At 45.9% G+C, this 15,221-nt stretch carries 14 protein-coding genes; 4 read left to right on the plus strand and 10 right to left on the minus strand.

The window, feature by feature from the left end; translation table 11 throughout:
• Positions 1–37 precede the first annotated feature (37 nt).
• Positions 38–757, plus strand: coding sequence for a purine-nucleoside phosphorylase (gene deoD / locus VNE01S_RS05070; RefSeq protein WP_053396715.1), 720 nt, complete (start codon positions 38–40; stop codon positions 755–757).
• 82 nt (positions 758–839) lie between these two features.
• Here the strand turns inward: deoD and VNE01S_RS05075 are convergent, their stop codons facing one another.
• Positions 840–1,445 (minus strand): YtjB family periplasmic protein, encoded by a 606-nt coding sequence (locus VNE01S_RS05075; RefSeq protein WP_053396716.1) that lies wholly within the window; start codon positions 1,443–1,445, stop codon positions 840–842.
• A gap of 102 nt (positions 1,446–1,547) precedes the next feature.
• Here VNE01S_RS05075 and serB point away from each other — a divergent pair, with 102 nt between their 5' ends.
• Positions 1,548–2,531, plus strand: coding sequence for a phosphoserine phosphatase (gene serB / locus VNE01S_RS05080; protein ID WP_053396717.1), 984 nt, complete (start codon positions 1,548–1,550; stop codon positions 2,529–2,531).
• A 48-nt stretch (positions 2,532–2,579) separates the two neighbouring features.
• Here the strand turns inward: serB and VNE01S_RS05085 are convergent, their stop codons facing one another.
• Positions 2,580–4,925 (minus strand): PilZ domain-containing protein, encoded by a 2,346-nt coding sequence (locus tag VNE01S_RS05085; RefSeq protein ID WP_053396718.1) that lies wholly within the window; start codon positions 4,923–4,925, stop codon positions 2,580–2,582.
• A 272-nt stretch (positions 4,926–5,197) separates the two neighbouring features.
• On the opposite strand from VNE01S_RS05085, the gene radA reads away from it, so the two are divergent.
• Positions 5,198–6,577, plus strand: a complete 1,380-nt coding sequence (gene radA, locus VNE01S_RS05090; protein ID WP_053396719.1) for a DNA repair protein RadA — start codon at positions 5,198–5,200, stop codon at positions 6,575–6,577.
• 62 nt (positions 6,578–6,639) lie between these two features.
• Here the strand turns inward: radA and csdA are convergent, their stop codons facing one another.
• The 8 genes from csdA to VNE01S_RS05130 all read right to left on the minus strand — a co-directional run bounded on the left by csdA (position 6,640) and on the right by VNE01S_RS05130 (position 14,467).
• The gene (csdA, locus tag VNE01S_RS05095) at positions 6,640–7,851 is read right to left on the minus strand and encodes a cysteine desulfurase CsdA (RefSeq protein WP_053396720.1); all 1,212 of its coding nucleotides are present in this window, start codon (positions 7,849–7,851) and stop codon (positions 6,640–6,642) included.
• Entirely contained in the window at positions 7,851–8,450 is a 600-nt protein-coding gene (locus VNE01S_RS05100; RefSeq protein ID WP_053396721.1) for a DJ-1 family glyoxalase III, read from the minus strand. Before VNE01S_RS05100 ends, csdA begins: the two co-directional genes overlap by 1 nt.
• Complete coding sequence (panE, locus tag VNE01S_RS05105) at positions 8,447–9,337, minus strand: 2-dehydropantoate 2-reductase (protein ID WP_053396722.1); 891 nt, start codon at positions 9,335–9,337, stop codon at positions 8,447–8,449. The genes VNE01S_RS05100 and panE overlap by 4 nt, the downstream gene beginning before the upstream one ends.
• A gap of 107 nt (positions 9,338–9,444) precedes the next feature.
• Entirely contained in the window at positions 9,445–10,221 is a 777-nt protein-coding gene (locus VNE01S_RS05110; RefSeq protein WP_053396723.1) for an outer membrane protein OmpK, read from the minus strand.
• Between the two features lie 489 nt (positions 10,222–10,710).
• Positions 10,711–12,102, minus strand: a complete 1,392-nt coding sequence (locus VNE01S_RS05115) for an AmpG family muropeptide MFS transporter (protein ID WP_053396724.1) — start codon at positions 12,100–12,102, stop codon at positions 10,711–10,713.
• A gap of 71 nt (positions 12,103–12,173) precedes the next feature.
• Positions 12,174–12,719: a peptidylprolyl isomerase gene (locus VNE01S_RS05120; RefSeq protein ID WP_053396725.1), complete on the minus strand. Its 546-nt coding sequence runs from the start codon at positions 12,717–12,719 to the stop codon at positions 12,174–12,176.
• Positions 12,719–13,288, minus strand: coding sequence for a YajG family lipoprotein (locus tag VNE01S_RS05125; RefSeq protein WP_053396726.1), 570 nt, complete (start codon positions 13,286–13,288; stop codon positions 12,719–12,721). The genes VNE01S_RS05120 and VNE01S_RS05125 overlap by 1 nt, the downstream gene beginning before the upstream one ends.
• Before the next feature lie 51 nt (positions 13,289–13,339).
• Entirely contained in the window at positions 13,340–14,467 is a 1,128-nt protein-coding gene (locus VNE01S_RS05130; protein ID WP_053396727.1) for a methyltransferase, read from the minus strand.
• Positions 14,468–14,609: 142 nt separating this feature from the next.
• Between VNE01S_RS05130 and bolA the strand changes: the two genes are divergently transcribed.
• Positions 14,610–14,918, plus strand: a complete 309-nt coding sequence (bolA, locus tag VNE01S_RS05135; RefSeq protein WP_053396728.1) for a transcriptional regulator BolA — start codon at positions 14,610–14,612, stop codon at positions 14,916–14,918.
• Positions 14,919–15,221 lie beyond the last annotated feature (303 nt).

Below are 15,221 nucleotides of genomic sequence, written 5' to 3' on the forward strand. Positions count from 1 at the left end.
CTCTACTTTTTTGTTCAGATATAAGGAATATACAGACATGGCTACTCCACATATTAACGCTGAAATAGGTTCATTTGCAGACGTCGTTCTAATGCCGGGTGACCCTCTACGTGCTAAGTACATTGCAGAAACCTTCCTAGAAGACGTAGTACAGGTGTGTGATGTTCGCAATATGTTTGGTTTCACTGGTACATACAAAGGCCGTAAGGTTTCTGTTATGGGCCACGGTATGGGTATCCCATCTTGTTCAATCTACGCGACGGAGTTAATTAAAGACTTTGGCGTCAAGAAGATCATTCGTGTCGGTAGCTGCGGTGCAGTGAGCGAAGATATCAAAGTACGTGATGTTGTGATTGGCATGGGCGCATGTACGGATTCTAAAGTGAACCGTATTCGCTTTAAGGGCCATGACTTTGCAGCAATTGCGGACTACAAGATGGTTCGCGCCGCTGAAGATGCAGCAAAAGCCCGCGGTGTTGATGTGAAAGTCGGTAACCTATTCTCAGCAGAGCTATTCTACACGCCAGACCCAGAAATGTTCGATGTGATGGACAAGTACGGCATTGTTGGTGTTGAAATGGAGGCCGCTGGCATCTACGGTGTATGTGCGGAATATGGTGCTAAAGCGCTAACGATTTGTACCGTATCAGACCACATTAAAACAGGTGAGCAAACCACCTCCGATGAGCGTCAGACTACGTTCAATGACATGATGTTGATCGCGTTAGATTCAGTGATCCTAGGTGATGACGAATAAATCACATTAGCGTGTTGATGATAAACTAAAAAGCCTTGGCATTTGCCAAGGCTTTTTATTAAGTAGGTTTGGAGAAGAGTTTTTAGCTGATCTCCTTCAGCAATAAGTTTTCGCCTTTTTTCTTCGGTTTTCTGCGAATGACAACCGCCAGCAATAATCCAGCAATAAAACTCAATCCAACCATGGTGTACATATAGCGATCGCTTTTACGGTAGTAGTGATCGGAGAAAGCAGTCACGCGTCCGGTTTCAAAGGTAATGCGCACAAAGCCGATCACGGCATTATCGTGAAAAACGGGTTCGACAAGTTGTTGTTTGCCGATACGAGCAGTTTCTAATGGTGTGTCTAACCCCAGAGTTTCTCTCACCGTGGAGGCATTATCGCTGGATGCCAAACGAATACCTTCGGCATTGTAGATAGCCGCATCATAAACCAAGCGATCTTTTGATAATTGGTTGGTCAGTTTGAGTAGGCGCTCTTGATCTTGAGTAGAAAGCAGCTCCCCTGCAGAAAGGGCGGCTTGGGTAACCAGCACTTGAGTGAGCGTTTTGAGCTGATTTTGCTGGATTTGCTCATTACCCTTGGTAATTTTGACACTATTCACGCCGATGACAGCCACCATGGCTATCAGAGCCAGAATGGCAAGGGCTCTGACCGCGACTCGAAATGAGAATAGAGAAGAATCCATGTGACCCCAAAGATTAAATTATTTAGCTATACGCATATTGATACTTGCGTAGTCAAATTGCAATAGGGTAACTTGTTGCAAGGTTTTCTTAGGATTAGATACATGGACAGGTTAAACACACTATCAATACGACGCCACATTCCGCTGATAAACCGCTTGCCGGAAACTCGTTTGTCGAATCAATTTGATGTCGCTAAGGCAAACTGGATTGTTTACGCGCCTTTTCTATCGGCTGGGCAATTTGAAGATATTGATTTCTTTACGGGTGTCTACAACGCGGTTGTGGAAGTTTGGAAAGTGGGGCAATACGAAGTTGCTTTGATGGAAGGTGATTTAACACCTGAGCACGAACAAATTTTGCAAGCGCTGGAGCTAGATTACGCGAAACTGCAAGACTTACCGGATCTGACTAAGCCTGGGGTTGTGGTCTTTGATATGGATTCAACCGCAATTCAGATCGAGTGCATTGATGAGATCGCTAAGCTAGCTGGTGTGGGTGAAGAAGTTGCCGAAGTGACCGAGCGCGCGATGCTTGGGGAACTAGACTTCGAACAAAGCTTACGCCAACGAGTAGGCAAGCTTAAGGGAGCAGACGAGTCCATTTTGAGCGAAGTCAGAAATGAACTGCCGCTGATGCCAGATTTACCCGAGCTTATTTATACGTTGAAGCAGTTTGGTTGGAAAACCGCGATAGCATCGGGTGGGTTTACCTATTTTTCCGATCACTTAAAAGCTCAGTTAGAGCTCGATTTCGCCCGCTCCAATAAGTTGGAGATCATTGATGGCAAGTTGACGGGCAAAGTGTTGGGTGAAGTGGTTGATGCGCAAATTAAAGCGGATATCTTGCAAGACTTAGCCGAGCAGTTTGAGATTGAATCTCACAATACCATTGCTGTGGGTGATGGCGCCAATGACTTAACGATGATGGGCGTAGCAGGCTTAGGGATCGCTTATCACGCGAAGCCAAAAGTGGAACAACAAGCTCAAGCGGCTATTCGCTACAGTGGGTTAGGCGGTGTGATTTGTATTCTTTCTGCAATGCTAGTGAAGAAAAAGCGCGTCAGCTTTTCTCCAATCCCGCAGTAGACAAAGCACAGACAGTAATAAAGGCGAACTTGGTTCGCCTTTTTTGTTTTATTGGGTTAGCTCTAATCGGATCAGAACTTCTTCGGTGATATCGATTAACTCACCGTAGCCCACAATCCCCATGATCTCATTTTCCAAGGTACGCGCTTTCGGCATGCTAATTTGACTGAGTTCCTCAAGGTCTTTCTGCATTAAGTTTGTCATCGCGTTGAACACAGGCGCACTTGAAATTCTTAAAGCATAGAACTCACCCATCGATTGCGCTTTCTTGATAAAAGCGATGCGCTCTTTGACACTACGGAACTCGCTGCTTAATTTGGACTCTATCGATTGAATTCGATTACCAAACCTCATTGCCGTCAAATACAGCTCATGGTATTGAGGCTGCGCTCCATCTATACGTTTCATCGGCTGGGCTAATAGCGTGTTAGTGCGCCCTTTATAAATGGGTTCTAGCGAGTAGTTTTGACCGTTCCCCAACTTGGCGAGTAGAGCCACATGGGGAGGTAGTGGGTAATTGATACCAATAACTCGCGGTCTTAGGTTCGCGCCTTTCTTTTCGATGTAGACCGGGGTGCACACAATCTTGTCGAGAAGAATGTCGTGCAGGCCTTCGAGTAGTTTATTACTTGGTAACAGCTCTTTCTTCGCTACCAGCTTTTCTTGGTTATGGCTTATCAAGCGGCCAAAAAATGCAATGGTGCGCAGTGTATAGCTTTCTTCCACAATGGCGAGCTGGATATTTTTCCCGTTTGGGCTCACGCGTACAACTTTGTACGGCACTGCATCCAACAAGACTTTCTTATCGTACTGCTGCAGCTCTTTGTAATTGAGCTCGCAAGCATCGCCCGCTTTTAGCGAGCTAGACTCAGAAAGAAGAATACTGACACCATGCTGAGATAAGTCCACAGTGTGTCCAGTCAAGGTTTGATGCGTGTCTGTAGAGAGCGAAATGGGGGAAGAAAACTGGTATCTGGGCTCTTTACGACGTGATTTTGCATCAAAATAAAGACAGGTCGGATTGTATTGGGGATTCCTGTCGTGTTTGAATCCGTTGAGCTCGCTACTTGCTAGCCTAGGTTTGTCGGTCAGTAAGTAGTCTGGGCTGCTTGTATCATCGCCAATCTCTTGCAAGATGCCGCAATGTGTTAAGGCATTCGGATCGACATTGAGCTCGGTTGAGTGATGAGATAGCTCTTCTTTTTCTTCTTTCGATAGTTCAAAGACAGAGAGTCGGAATGCTTTCCAACTCTTTCTTTTGGCGCCGATATGCCAGAATAACTGACGAGTTTCGCGTGTCGCTTCAGGCATCATCATCGAGAAAAAATGGATTTTGCTTTGATGCTCATGGGTAAATGAGTAAAGAACATTATTACTGCCCCGCATTCCAGGGGTAGTGAGATGAGACATCCGCTGCGAATTGAAAAGGTTACTTAATGTTTGTTGGTTTCGCTCGTCTTGCCAGTATTGCCAAATCGGCTGGTTATGTTCCGTCATCAACACAAGCTTGAGTTCGCTGCCACTAAAAAAGACAGGTAAACAGTTGGTGTGTTTTAAGTAAGTGTGCTCATACCCGCGGGTGCGTGCGCGAAGTATCTTGTCCTGATTATCATGCTTGGCTCTTTGGTTATCGCTTTTCAGGCATTGTTCTATAACCTCGGCCAGCGTATCGCTGTCATCCACTTTTACTAAGCGTACATATTTAACGGCATCTGTTTCATATGACTCTTCTATTCCCACAATTCGGTAAGGGATTGGGCTAAGGATGCCCTCTATATCGCTCGACTTTGCCAGTTCAACAAAACGAACTTTGATGACTTCCCCTAATTTGTAGTTGAAGGCTGCCGGCACTTTGAATTTGGCGCCCGAGGGCGATAAGTCAACGGTGACTGCATGGACAAGGTGCCCGTTTGACAATTTAAATTCGATTTGAGATGAGATTTTAAAACGGTTTTCTTTACGTTTGAGATCGTAACCGAGGTTAATCGCTTCAACTTCAAGGGGATGAGAGTCTTCATTTTTGGTGTTATTTAATGACACCCCTTTTTGTTTCATTACGCGGAAGTTATTGTGAGTATTGCAAAGCGCCTCCCAGACACCTTCTGTATAGCCACCAAACTTATGCGTATTTTTATGGTAAGCATTAAACGCAACATCATCGAGCCAGTGCTTTCTCCCATCCAGCTCATACTCCCGGCATTCACCCTGCACACGGCCCCTTAAGTCGACACTTTTTGTGCACGGCGCCATAACACGATTGAGTTCCATCTTAACCAATAGCTTTACCGAAGGGGCTTCACCTTTCGTCATCTGGTTGAGTAGGACATCGAAATCGCTCGAGTGATAGGCGGGAATAAGCCTTTCTGCTAATGAGAGAATTTCTGATTGCTGCATAAGGGGTGTTTTAATGCTCCATGCTGGATTAGTACCTAAGTAACTTCTTCCTTTGTACCCTGCGCCAGTATTTTTCAGCGTTAAGCTGATCGCAAATTTGGTTTTCACATTGTCCCGAAATTATATCTGAGACAAGGTTTTTAGTACGGCATCTTGAAGTTACACGGATATATCGACCTTGATATTAAGATCTTTAGTGATATGTTACGGCGAATCAAGCAAAATTAGGCGCAAAGCAATATCCAACTTCACAATTTATAACTTGAGGCGACATGGCAAAAGCGAAAACAGCATATGTGTGTAACGACTGTGGGGCAGACTTTCCAAGATGGCAGGGGCAATGTAATGCCTGTGGTTCGTGGAATACCATCAGTGAAGTTCGATTAGCAGCTTCTCCTGCGGCGGCGAGGAATGAACGTTTATCAGGTTATGCGGGTAACAGTGGTGAAACAACCGTTCAAACATTAGCAGAAATTGATCTTCAGGAAGTGCCTCGTTTTACCAGCGGCTTCAAAGAATTTGATCGCGTTTTGGGTGGCGGTGTTGTGCCTGGGGCAGCCATACTGATCGGTGGTAACCCAGGTGCGGGTAAGTCGACATTGTTGCTGCAAACCATGTGCTTGCTCGCATCTCAAATGCCAACACTGTACGTGACGGGTGAGGAGTCGTTACAGCAAGTTGCCATGCGTGCCTCCCGCCTTGGTTTGCCAAAAGACAACCTGAAAATGTTGTCTGAAACCAATGTCGATCGTATTTGTCAGATTGCTGAGAAAGAGCAACCCAAGATCATGGTGATCGACTCGATCCAGGTTATGCATGTGGCTGACGTGCAATCGTCACCGGGCAGTGTGGCGCAAGTGAGAGAGTCTGCGACGGCTTTAACGCGATATGCTAAGCAGAATAATGTCTCTGTATTTATTGTCGGTCACGTGACGAAAGACGGCACGTTGGCCGGTCCGAAAGTGTTGGAGCATATCATTGACTGTTCGGTGTTGATTGATGGTGGCTCTGATAGTCGATTCCGTACTTTACGTAGTCATAAAAACCGTTTTGGTGCAGTGAATGAGCTGGGCGTGTTTGCTATGACAGGACAGGGGATGAAAGAGGTGAGTAACCCTTCGGCGATCTTTTTATCTCGCGGAGAAGAAGAAACCTCGGGCAGTTCGGTCATGGTCGTATGGGAAGGGACACGCCCGCTACTTGTTGAAATTCAGGCGCTGGTGGACTACTCCCAACTGGCAAACCCACGCCGCGTGGCAGTGGGGTTAGAGCAGAACCGTTTGTCGTTGCTTTTGGCGGTATTACATAAACACGGCGGGCTACAAATGGCCGACCAAGATGTGTTCGTCAACGTCGTTGGTGGTGTGAAAGTAACGGAGACCAGTGCTGATTTGGCGTTGGTGATGGCGCTGCTGTCGAGCTTTAGAGACAGACCATTACCCAAAGATGTGGTGGTATTTGGTGAGGTTGGCTTAGCCGGAGAAATTCGCCCGGTGCCGAGTGGTCAAGAGCGTTTAAACGAGGCATTTAAGCACGGCTTTAAGAAGGCAATCGTCCCTGCGGCGAATATGCCAAAAGGCGGGATCCCTGGGATGCAGATCCACGGTGTGAAGAAACTGTCTGAAGCAATCGAAGCGTTTGATGAGCTGTAACCAGTACATATAAAAGAAGCGAGCCCAAGTGGCTCGCTTCTTATATTTAGGAGCAACAAGATTTAGAGCATATCGACTGCTTTTTCGACGGCTTGGATCAGGCGATCGACATCTTCAGCTGTGTTATAGATAGCGAAAGAAGCTCTTATGGTTCCTTTCACATTTAATGCGTCCATTAACGGGTGCGCACAGTGATGTCCAGCTCTAACCGCAACGCCCTGCTGATCAAGCAGTGTCGCGATATCTTGATGGTGGACGCCTTCAATAATGAAAGAGAGCACCGATGCATCTTTTTGATAGCCGAGAACTTGAACGCCTTCAATCTGACTGAGTCGAGTATAGGTATTGTGGACAAGCGAATGAATATGTTGTTCTACTTCCTGTTGCTCAAAAGAGCGATACCAGTTAATCGCGGTTTCGAGTGCAATGGCACCCGCCACATTTGGCGTGCCAGCCTCAAATTTCCCCGGTAGTTCACTGTAGGTGGTCCCAGAAAAAGAAACCCTTTCGACCATCTTGCCACCGCCATGCCAAGGCGGCATCGATTCCAGTAACGCTAGCTTGCCATATAGCACACCAATTCCAGCCGGCGCGTATAATTTATGCCCTGAAAAGACGTAAAAGTCGGCGCCTAATGCGCTGACGTTTACTGGCTCATGCACAATACCCTGTGCGCCATCCACAACCACTACAGCTCCCGCTTGGTGAGACCGTTCAATAATACGTTCGATAGGCTGACGCGTTCCAGTCACGTTGGTGATGTGGGCCACCGCGACAATTTTCGTTTTACTTGGGAGCAACGTGTCAAACGCAGATAGGTCAAGTTGGCAATCTACAGTCATTGGGATCTTTACGACTTTTGCGCCCGTTTGCTCTGCGACAATTTGCCATGGAACAATATTCGCGTGGTGTTCCATCTCGCCGACAAGAATCTCATCACCCGGTTGTAAGGTGCTGCGCGCGTAAGTTTGCGCGATCAGGTTGAGTGCTTCAGTGGCACCTCGAGTCCAAATGATTTCTTTACTTGATTTTGCACCAATGAAGTTTGCTACGGTGTGACGCGCAGATTCAAACTGGCTGGTCGCGTTGGCCGTTAAGCTGTGACTGCCGCGGTGCACGTTGGCGTTTTGCTGGCTGTAATAATCACTGATGGCTTCAATAACACACTGGGGCTTTTGTGTGGTTGCAGCGCTATCTAAGTAGACTAAGCGCTGGCCATTGATGTTCTGCTTGAGTGCCGGAAATTGAGCCGTAACTTGATTGATATCCAACATTATTCTTCACCGAATTTTTGGTAGTGCAGAGTAGGGAGCGTTACCATAGGCTCAGCGACTGTCCAAGCATGTTTTTTACCGGAGAGTTGGATGATGATCTCCATGGCAAATTCGAGTGCTGTGCCTGGACCTTGGCTGGTTAACAAGTTGTGGTTGATGTCATAGGTGACGCGCTTAACTCGCCAGTTTTGTTCTGCAATATGATCTTGAAAGCTTGGGTGACAAGTCATCAGCGCCTTTGGGTAAAGGTTATGGTGGGTTAATACCAGTGCAGGTGCTGCGCATATCGCCGCCACGAGCTTTCCCTCGTAAGCCTGTTGACGGACAATTTCAACTAGCACTGTACTGTCACGGAATGTTTCTGCACCAACAACGCCGCCAGGAAGGATAACGGCATCAAACTCATCATCGGCAATATCAACCAGCTTGCAATCTGCGGTTAGCGTCACCCCGCGCGATGCCTTCATGGTTAAGTTACCATCGAAATCTGCGCTGGCAACGATGGTTTCATAACCGGCACGAACCATCATATCTATAATAGTGATCGCTTCCATTTCTTCAGTGCCAGGAGCAATCGGGACCAATACTTTTTTACTCATGATGATTTCCAGCTTTGTTCAATTCGTTTTATTTTTTCATAAAGGGCAGCGTTGTTTGGCGCTGCGATATCGTGCACTTTGGCTCTTTCTAGTAAGTATCCGGTGATAAAGTCGATCTCACTTGAACGTTGATAAAAAATGTCCTGCTGCATTGAAGAGTGGTTTTTAGCTGTCTCATTAATTACGGTATAAACCGTCTCTTTTAGTGTAGCCAACGAAGTGGGAATACCTTCTGCATTCATCACTAATGCGACTTCGCTAATCACTTTGGTGAGCATGTCACGGTAAAGATCAGCGGCCAGTTCTCCATTGGTGATTTGATGGAGAGCCGTCAAGGGATTGATAGCACAGTTAATGGCTAATTTATGCCACAGTGCTTCTTGTATGTTTGGGTGCCAGCGAGAGTTGGGGAGCGCATGGTGGAAGACCTGTTCTAGGAACTGGCATTGCAACCCCTTGGCATTGTACCCACCTAACTGCGTGATTCCCTTACCTGTATGCTGTACATGGGAAGGTGCCGGGCGATATGCGCCATGCGTCGTGGTGGCTAATACAAGCGGATTATGGGGAAGTAACGACGCAATACGTTCAGCTGTGCCCATACCGTTGTGCATTAATACAATTATGCAGTCAGGATGAATACGTTCAAGTAAGGGAGTGATGGCATTTTCTACTTGCGGAGCTTTGACGGTGACCAAAAGTAAATCCGCATTATTGAGATCACTGTCTTGGCGGTTGGCGAAGCTGTTTTCGGGGCCGTCATCAACTTTAATTGATTGTACGCTCGATGAACTTCTCGACCATAACGATACGGAGTGGCCAGCGTGAAAAAATGAATAGGCCCAAAGTGACCCGATAGCCCCAGGGCCGAGTACCACAATGTTCATGTGTCAAAGTAGAAAAATGGATTTGCCCAAAGGATAAGGTTATCCATTGAGAAAGCAAATAAAAATGGCACCCGAAGGTGCCATAGGTCATCTCTACGAAACAACAATTAGAAGTTGTATTGTACGCGGTAGATCAATAAGTCTTGGTAATCTTTACGTGCTAGTTTGTTCACTGTGTAGCGGTAAAGCACACCAGTTGACCAGTTTTTATCGAAGTTCCAAAGTAGGTTTAAGCTACCGTTTAGACCCCAGCTCTCTGAACCGTTACCACTAGCAAAATCTGTACTTTGAACATTTGAGTATGCATCGTTGCGTGCGAATTCTAGTTCGTTCCACGTTGAGAATGTGAAGTTTTCGCCAGATAGATCAAAGTTGTAGTAACCTACGTAACCGAACATACCACCATTATCACCGCTGATCTCACCATTGTTGATTTGGTGTACGCCGATAAATGGAGTGAAGCCCCAACCGTCACCTTTCAGGCCAGTGTAGCCCAAACCTAGAACACGGTTTTGCTCATGGAAACCTTTATCGGTATCTGTGTTATACACCTGAGCGTATAGAGAAACACCAGAGTCCGTTAGGTTGTAGTGAATGGTACCTTTTGTTGACGCGCCACGGTCATCACCAGCACGGTCAACGCCTTCGTAGTCATAAAAGCCGTAGATTTGGCCCCAGTCAAATCCTGCACCACCTTCGATACCGATAACAAGTTGGTTACGATCATCAATGTCGTTACCAAAGTTATCAGCGTCATTACCGAAACCTTGATCCCATACTTGGTAGTCGGCATACATGCTGCCGAAACCGTAAAGATATTCTGCTTGTGCTGGTACTGCTGAAACTGCTGCTACTACACCAAGAGCTAAAAGTGATTTACGCATAGTGGTACTCTCTATGTTTGTTCATGTTCAAATGTGTTCGTATAGCCACTGTTGCACAGTCTTTGCCGTGCTTTGTTGATGCGAATAATAGCGATAAAAATCTCAATTTGAAGTGACATGGAGTGTAAAAAAACATAAAACGAGTGATCTGGATCTCGTTAACAAGTAAAAAACAAAAGTGTTTTGGAACTTTCATATTTTTGCATAAAAAGTGATAGGGGTAACGATTGCGTAGTATTTCCCATAAAACTTGACGGCCGTCACACAATAAATTTATGTAAATAAAAAGTGTCAATAACGGCTATGAGATTGCTTGAGTATTGATTGGGTGCTGCACATTTACTGTTTTTAGGCTTGGATCGTGACTGGGTTGGAGAGGGTTTATTAACTGCTTCTGTGATCGTATTCAGTCGCACGATTTATACAAACAGGACAAAGAAAACAAAAAAGGCTTGGTGTTGACCAAGCCTTTTTATTATCTGCGTTTATTTACGAACCTTGCATTTCTTGCTCTGCGCTTTCTTGCGTATCACGTTTCCTTGCTCTATCGAGAATATCGGTAAAGTAGTGACGAAGAGAGTAGAGCATGATCAAACTCGGCACGACCATCAGGGCGGTGAGCACAAAGAACGTCGACCAATCATTCAAGTAATCAACTAACTCTCCTGAAAATGACGCGAGAGTGGTACGGCCAAAGTTGCCCAGTGAGGCTAATAGCGCGTATTGCGTCGCCGAGAACGCTTGTCCAGTGACCACGGTTAAGAATGAGACAAAGGCAACGGTAGAGAATGCCGAGGTAAAGTTGTCTACTACTAGTGTCGCTAAGAAGAGCTGCTCATTTGGGCCTACCTGCGCGATCCAAGAGAACATAAGGTTACTCGATGCCATGGCGATACCACCAATCATTAGCCCTCGAACAATGCCAAACTTCACGTTGACCATACTACCCAGCAAGGTGAATAGGATAGTGAGCCCCCAACCAATCAGTTTTGAGTAGTAGCCAATCTGCTCATTGGAGAAGCCAATTTCTTTGTAGAAGGTAATCGACATTCGGCCTAGGAAAGCCTCACCAATCTTGAATAGGAAAACGAACAGCAGCAGAGTCAGCGCTACGCGGAAACCATTGCTCTTGAAGAAGTCGATGAAGGGCTCAATGACCGTCACGGTAATCCAGGCTAAGATAGGGTTTCCCACCACTTTACTGTGGCGTTGTTCGGCTTCGGCCTGCAACGAGTCTCGATGAGTTTTTGGTTCGCCAACCAGTAAAGTAAACAGCATTAATACCCCGACGATCGCGGCCATACCGTAGTAAACACCATTCCAACCCACAGAGTCGGCATTGATAAAGGCGAGGTAGCCAGGAACGGAGTAACCCGTCCACCAGCCAATAACGGCCATGGCAGAAGCTTGTGGTAATTTCGACGGCTCTGATTTCGGGAAGCTATCAATACGGAAAGCGTCAATAGCAATATCTTGTGTTGATGAAGAGATGGCAATCCCTAAAGCCAACATTGACGTCAGCATCAGGTTTTTCGCCGGGTCAACGCCTGCGATGAAAAGCGTACAAATAAGCACTATGGACTGGCATAGGAAAATCCAGCTTCGTCTTTGCCCTAGTATGGCATGCAGAACAGGCAGCTTTACGCGATCGACAAGCGGAGCCCATAAAAAGTTGATCGCATAGACAGCAAACACACTACCAAAGTAACCAATCGCGGCACGAGTAAGGCCGGCATCTTTTAACCAGCCCGACATATTTGAACCGATCAGAACCCAAGGGAAACCGCTAGAACAACCAAGCATAAAGACCCACATCAGGCGTTTATCCATATAACTACGGATGGTTTCTCGCCAGGACATGGAAGGAGAATCAAATGACATACACGATTCCTTTGTTTTTGAGTATCTGGTCAGTAAAAAGGCTCTAGCTCAAAAGCTAGAGCCTAAAGCGATTAAGGTTGGAGGGTGACTTTGTTAATGATGATAGGGGTAACTGGCACGTCTGCGTAGCGGCCAACAGTGTGAGTCGGCTTGGTCGCCATTGCTTGGATAACATCAAAACCTTGAGTCACTTGACCAAAAACGGCGTAACCCGGCGGACGTTGGTCGTAGTCTAGGAAGTTATTATCCGTTAAGTTGATAAAGAACTGACGCGTAGCCGAGTTCGGGTTGCTGGTTCTTGCCATCGCAATAGAAGCGGTTTGGTTCTTTAAGCCATTAGACGCTTCATTTTTGATTGGCGCGTAAGTCTCTTTCATCTTCATGTCAGTATCAAAGCCACCACCTTGTGCCATGAATCCTGGAATCACGCGGTGGAAAATCGTACCTTCATAGCTACCATCTTCAACGTATTTCAAAAAGTTGGCGACGGTAACTGGCGCTTTTTCTTGGCTTAGCTCAAGAGTAAAGGCACCTAGGTTGGTTTCTACTTCTACTTTTGGGCCTGCAAACACCAGACTACTGACTAAGGCGAGAGAGGCTGTTGCGAGTTTCCACATTAAAATCTCTCCTGCATGTAAGTCTGTAGTTCACGATCGTTAGAAATTTCCTGCAACACCAGTTGAACGACGTCATTAAGTACAACTTCGATGTCTTGGTTTGATGCACTTAGAGCACCAGTGCGCTTTGCCGTGCCAGTATACGTTTTCACCAGTTTGCCTTGTGGCGTTTCAGCGGTAATTTCAACGACCACTTTGCCATCCATGATGTTTTCCATCACGGAATGTTTCACAGACACCAGCATTTCTTGAACTTCGAGTTCTATGCTGTTTTCACTGTTTACTGTATTACGAAAACCTTGAGATTGTAGTTGTTCTAACAGCGCATTTTCGAACGAGATACGAACATTCTGTTTGGCATGGATTGGCTCAATATGAGAGCGGCCACTATCAACCAATGCAACATATTGGGCTGAACGGACATCTTTGCTGGTTAGAGTGAAAGAGGCGTCACGTACGATGTCGCTGCTACTTAATACCGCTTGTGGCATAAAGTTGATCTGCTCTTGCTGCGGTGCTGCACATGCAGTGAGTAGTGCCATGGATGCGGCTAGGACCAGTTTTCTCATTGAATTTTCCTTTGTTCGTCGCTCTAAATTTACAGGCGTTATGATAGTGAACTATTTAGTCGCTTGTAAAATAACAAATTTATCATTGGAAGCGACCAGTCTGACGTTCTTTTTACCAAATAATCGGGATAGTTTTACATCGTAGCCGAGGTGACGGTTGCCGATAACTAATAATTGGCCACCATGAGTAAGAACATGCTTTGCATCACAGAACATTTGCCAAGCAATATGATCAGTAATCGCTTGTTGCTGGTGGAATGGGGGATTGCAGATCACGACATCAGCACACCCTTTGTCGAAGCCGTCCAAGCAGTTGTTTGCAATGCAGTCAAACTTGAAACCTTCGGGCAGGTTTACAGCTAAGTTTTCTCGTGCAGATTCAACTGCCATAAAACTTTCATCGACGCAGGTGATGTGTATTCCTGGATTAAGTTGCCCTAATTTAACGGATAGTACGCCGTTTCCGCAGCCTAAATCGATCACGCGTTTATCACCCAGATCTTGAGGTAAGTGTTCTAGGATAAAGCGCGCACCCAAATCGAGTTTTTCACCGGAATAGACATTGGCAAGGTTTTTCAGCGAGAAGCCGTGATTGTCGACTTCCCAGCAGGTGTATGGCTCTACCTGAGGAGGAGCGATGCAATCTGCTTGTGCAAAAACCAAGCGGTGTTTTTTTCGGGCCAGGGAGGTCGTCGTTGTGCCCAAGTACTTCTCAAACAGTTTAAGCGTTGATGTGTGTATTTCCTTCGCTTTATTTACCGCGATAACGGGCACAGATTCTGAGAGTGAACGGCGCAGTTGCGCCAACTGCCAAGTTAAGTGGCGATTACTTTTAGGGATTTGCATCAGAACCAAGTCGACGTCTGCTGGAATGTCGTCCATGGTTGTGGCGAAGGTAACTTTGCTGCATTCATTGCGGTGTAGGTTCGACAGCGTGCCTTTGTGTGCAATGAAAGAGTCACTCATCATGATGACGTCGTGTTTTTCTGAAAACCAGCAACTGAGCGCACCAAAGTGATCGTTCAGTATCAGAATACGTTTTCCTTCTAACCCTAACTCTTCAACATGGTTAATAAGGTACTCATCGCCAGCATCCCATGCTTGGAGAGTTTCATAACTTCTTTTCGGGAATCGATACAGAGAGAGGGTTCGCTCATGGAGAGTAAGCTCGTTTTTCATAATTGGGGTGCTAGCGATTGAACAACAGGATTAAATTGTCGCAGATGCTAGCCAAACTGAAAACTAAAACCTTTTGCTTTATCAGTAACAAGATTATTATCTGTACTTTAAAGCTGTTCAAAAAAATAGATGGTGACACACTATGCTGCAAGAAGCGATTGAAACGAAGTTGCACAATGCCTTTGATCCCGAACACTTGAAGGTGATCAACGAGAGCTACATGCACAATGTGCCAGCGGGTTCTGAGAGCCACTTTAAAGTGATTGTGGTGAGTGAAGCGTTTGACGGTTTAAGGCTCATTGCTCGTCACCGAGAGGTGAACAAGGTGCTGGCTGATGAGCTCGCGGACCACATACACGCGCTCTCGATGCACACATATACGCCACAAGAGTGGAAAGCGCAAAATGAATCAGCGCCAGATAGCCCAATGTGTTTGGGTGGTTCAAAGTAACACCAATGAGAAGAGGCAGCTATGGTTGCCTCTTTTTTTGTTGATACTATTGATTGTATTAACAATGTATAAACAAATTAATGAGAGGATGAGTTGTAATCAGCTTTGTTTCAAAAAATTAATAGACATTGTCCATAGTCAATATAAGGACTAATACGATTGTGCGATGGTTCAAAGTTATGACTATTCCTTAACCTTTTAAACTCAAAACCTCCCAAATATCCACTCTAACCCCCCCATTGGTCATGGCATCCCATTCCCAAAAGATGCTAGACTATCGCACCTGATAAATCTCTGACAGTT

The sequence above is a fragment of the Vibrio nereis NBRC 15637 genome, assembly GCF_001591105.1.
GTDB lineage: Bacteria > Pseudomonadota > Gammaproteobacteria > Enterobacterales > Vibrionaceae > Vibrio > Vibrio nereis.

What these genes read in the sequence shown, in the direction of transcription:
- VNE01S_RS05120 (WP_053396725.1), bottom strand. Translation starts at nt 12,719, where the DNA reads ATGTGGAAACTCGCAACAGCCTCTCTCGCCTTAGTCAGTAGTCTGGTG.
- VNE01S_RS05115 (WP_053396724.1), bottom strand. Translation starts at nt 12,102, where the DNA reads ATGTCATTTGATTCTCCTTCCATGTCCTGGCGAGAAACCATCCGTAGT.
- VNE01S_RS05075 (WP_053396716.1), bottom strand. Translation starts at nt 1,445, where the DNA reads ATGGATTCTTCTCTATTCTCATTTCGAGTCGCGGTCAGAGCCCTTGCC.
- bolA (WP_053396728.1), top strand. Translation starts at nt 14,610, where the DNA reads ATGCTGCAAGAAGCGATTGAAACGAAGTTGCACAATGCCTTTGATCCC.
- VNE01S_RS05130 (WP_053396727.1), bottom strand. Translation starts at nt 14,467, where the DNA reads ATGAAAAACGAGCTTACTCTCCATGAGCGAACCCTCTCTCTGTATCGA.
- csdA (WP_053396720.1), bottom strand. Translation starts at nt 7,851, where the DNA reads ATGTTGGATATCAATCAAGTTACGGCTCAATTTCCGGCACTCAAGCAG.
- serB (WP_053396717.1), top strand. Translation starts at nt 1,548, where the DNA reads ATGGACAGGTTAAACACACTATCAATACGACGCCACATTCCGCTGATA.
- VNE01S_RS05085 (WP_053396718.1), bottom strand. Translation starts at nt 4,925, where the DNA reads ATGCAGCAATCAGAAATTCTCTCATTAGCAGAAAGGCTTATTCCCGCC.
- VNE01S_RS05100 (WP_053396721.1), bottom strand. Translation starts at nt 8,450, where the DNA reads ATGAGTAAAAAAGTATTGGTCCCGATTGCTCCTGGCACTGAAGAAATG.
- panE (WP_053396722.1), bottom strand. Translation starts at nt 9,337, where the DNA reads ATGAACATTGTGGTACTCGGCCCTGGGGCTATCGGGTCACTTTGGGCC.
- deoD (WP_053396715.1), top strand. Translation starts at nt 38, where the DNA reads ATGGCTACTCCACATATTAACGCTGAAATAGGTTCATTTGCAGACGTC.
- VNE01S_RS05125 (WP_053396726.1), bottom strand. Translation starts at nt 13,288, where the DNA reads ATGAGAAAACTGGTCCTAGCCGCATCCATGGCACTACTCACTGCATGT.
- VNE01S_RS05110 (WP_053396723.1), bottom strand. Translation starts at nt 10,221, where the DNA reads ATGCGTAAATCACTTTTAGCTCTTGGTGTAGTAGCAGCAGTTTCAGCA.
- radA (WP_053396719.1), top strand. Translation starts at nt 5,198, where the DNA reads ATGGCAAAAGCGAAAACAGCATATGTGTGTAACGACTGTGGGGCAGAC.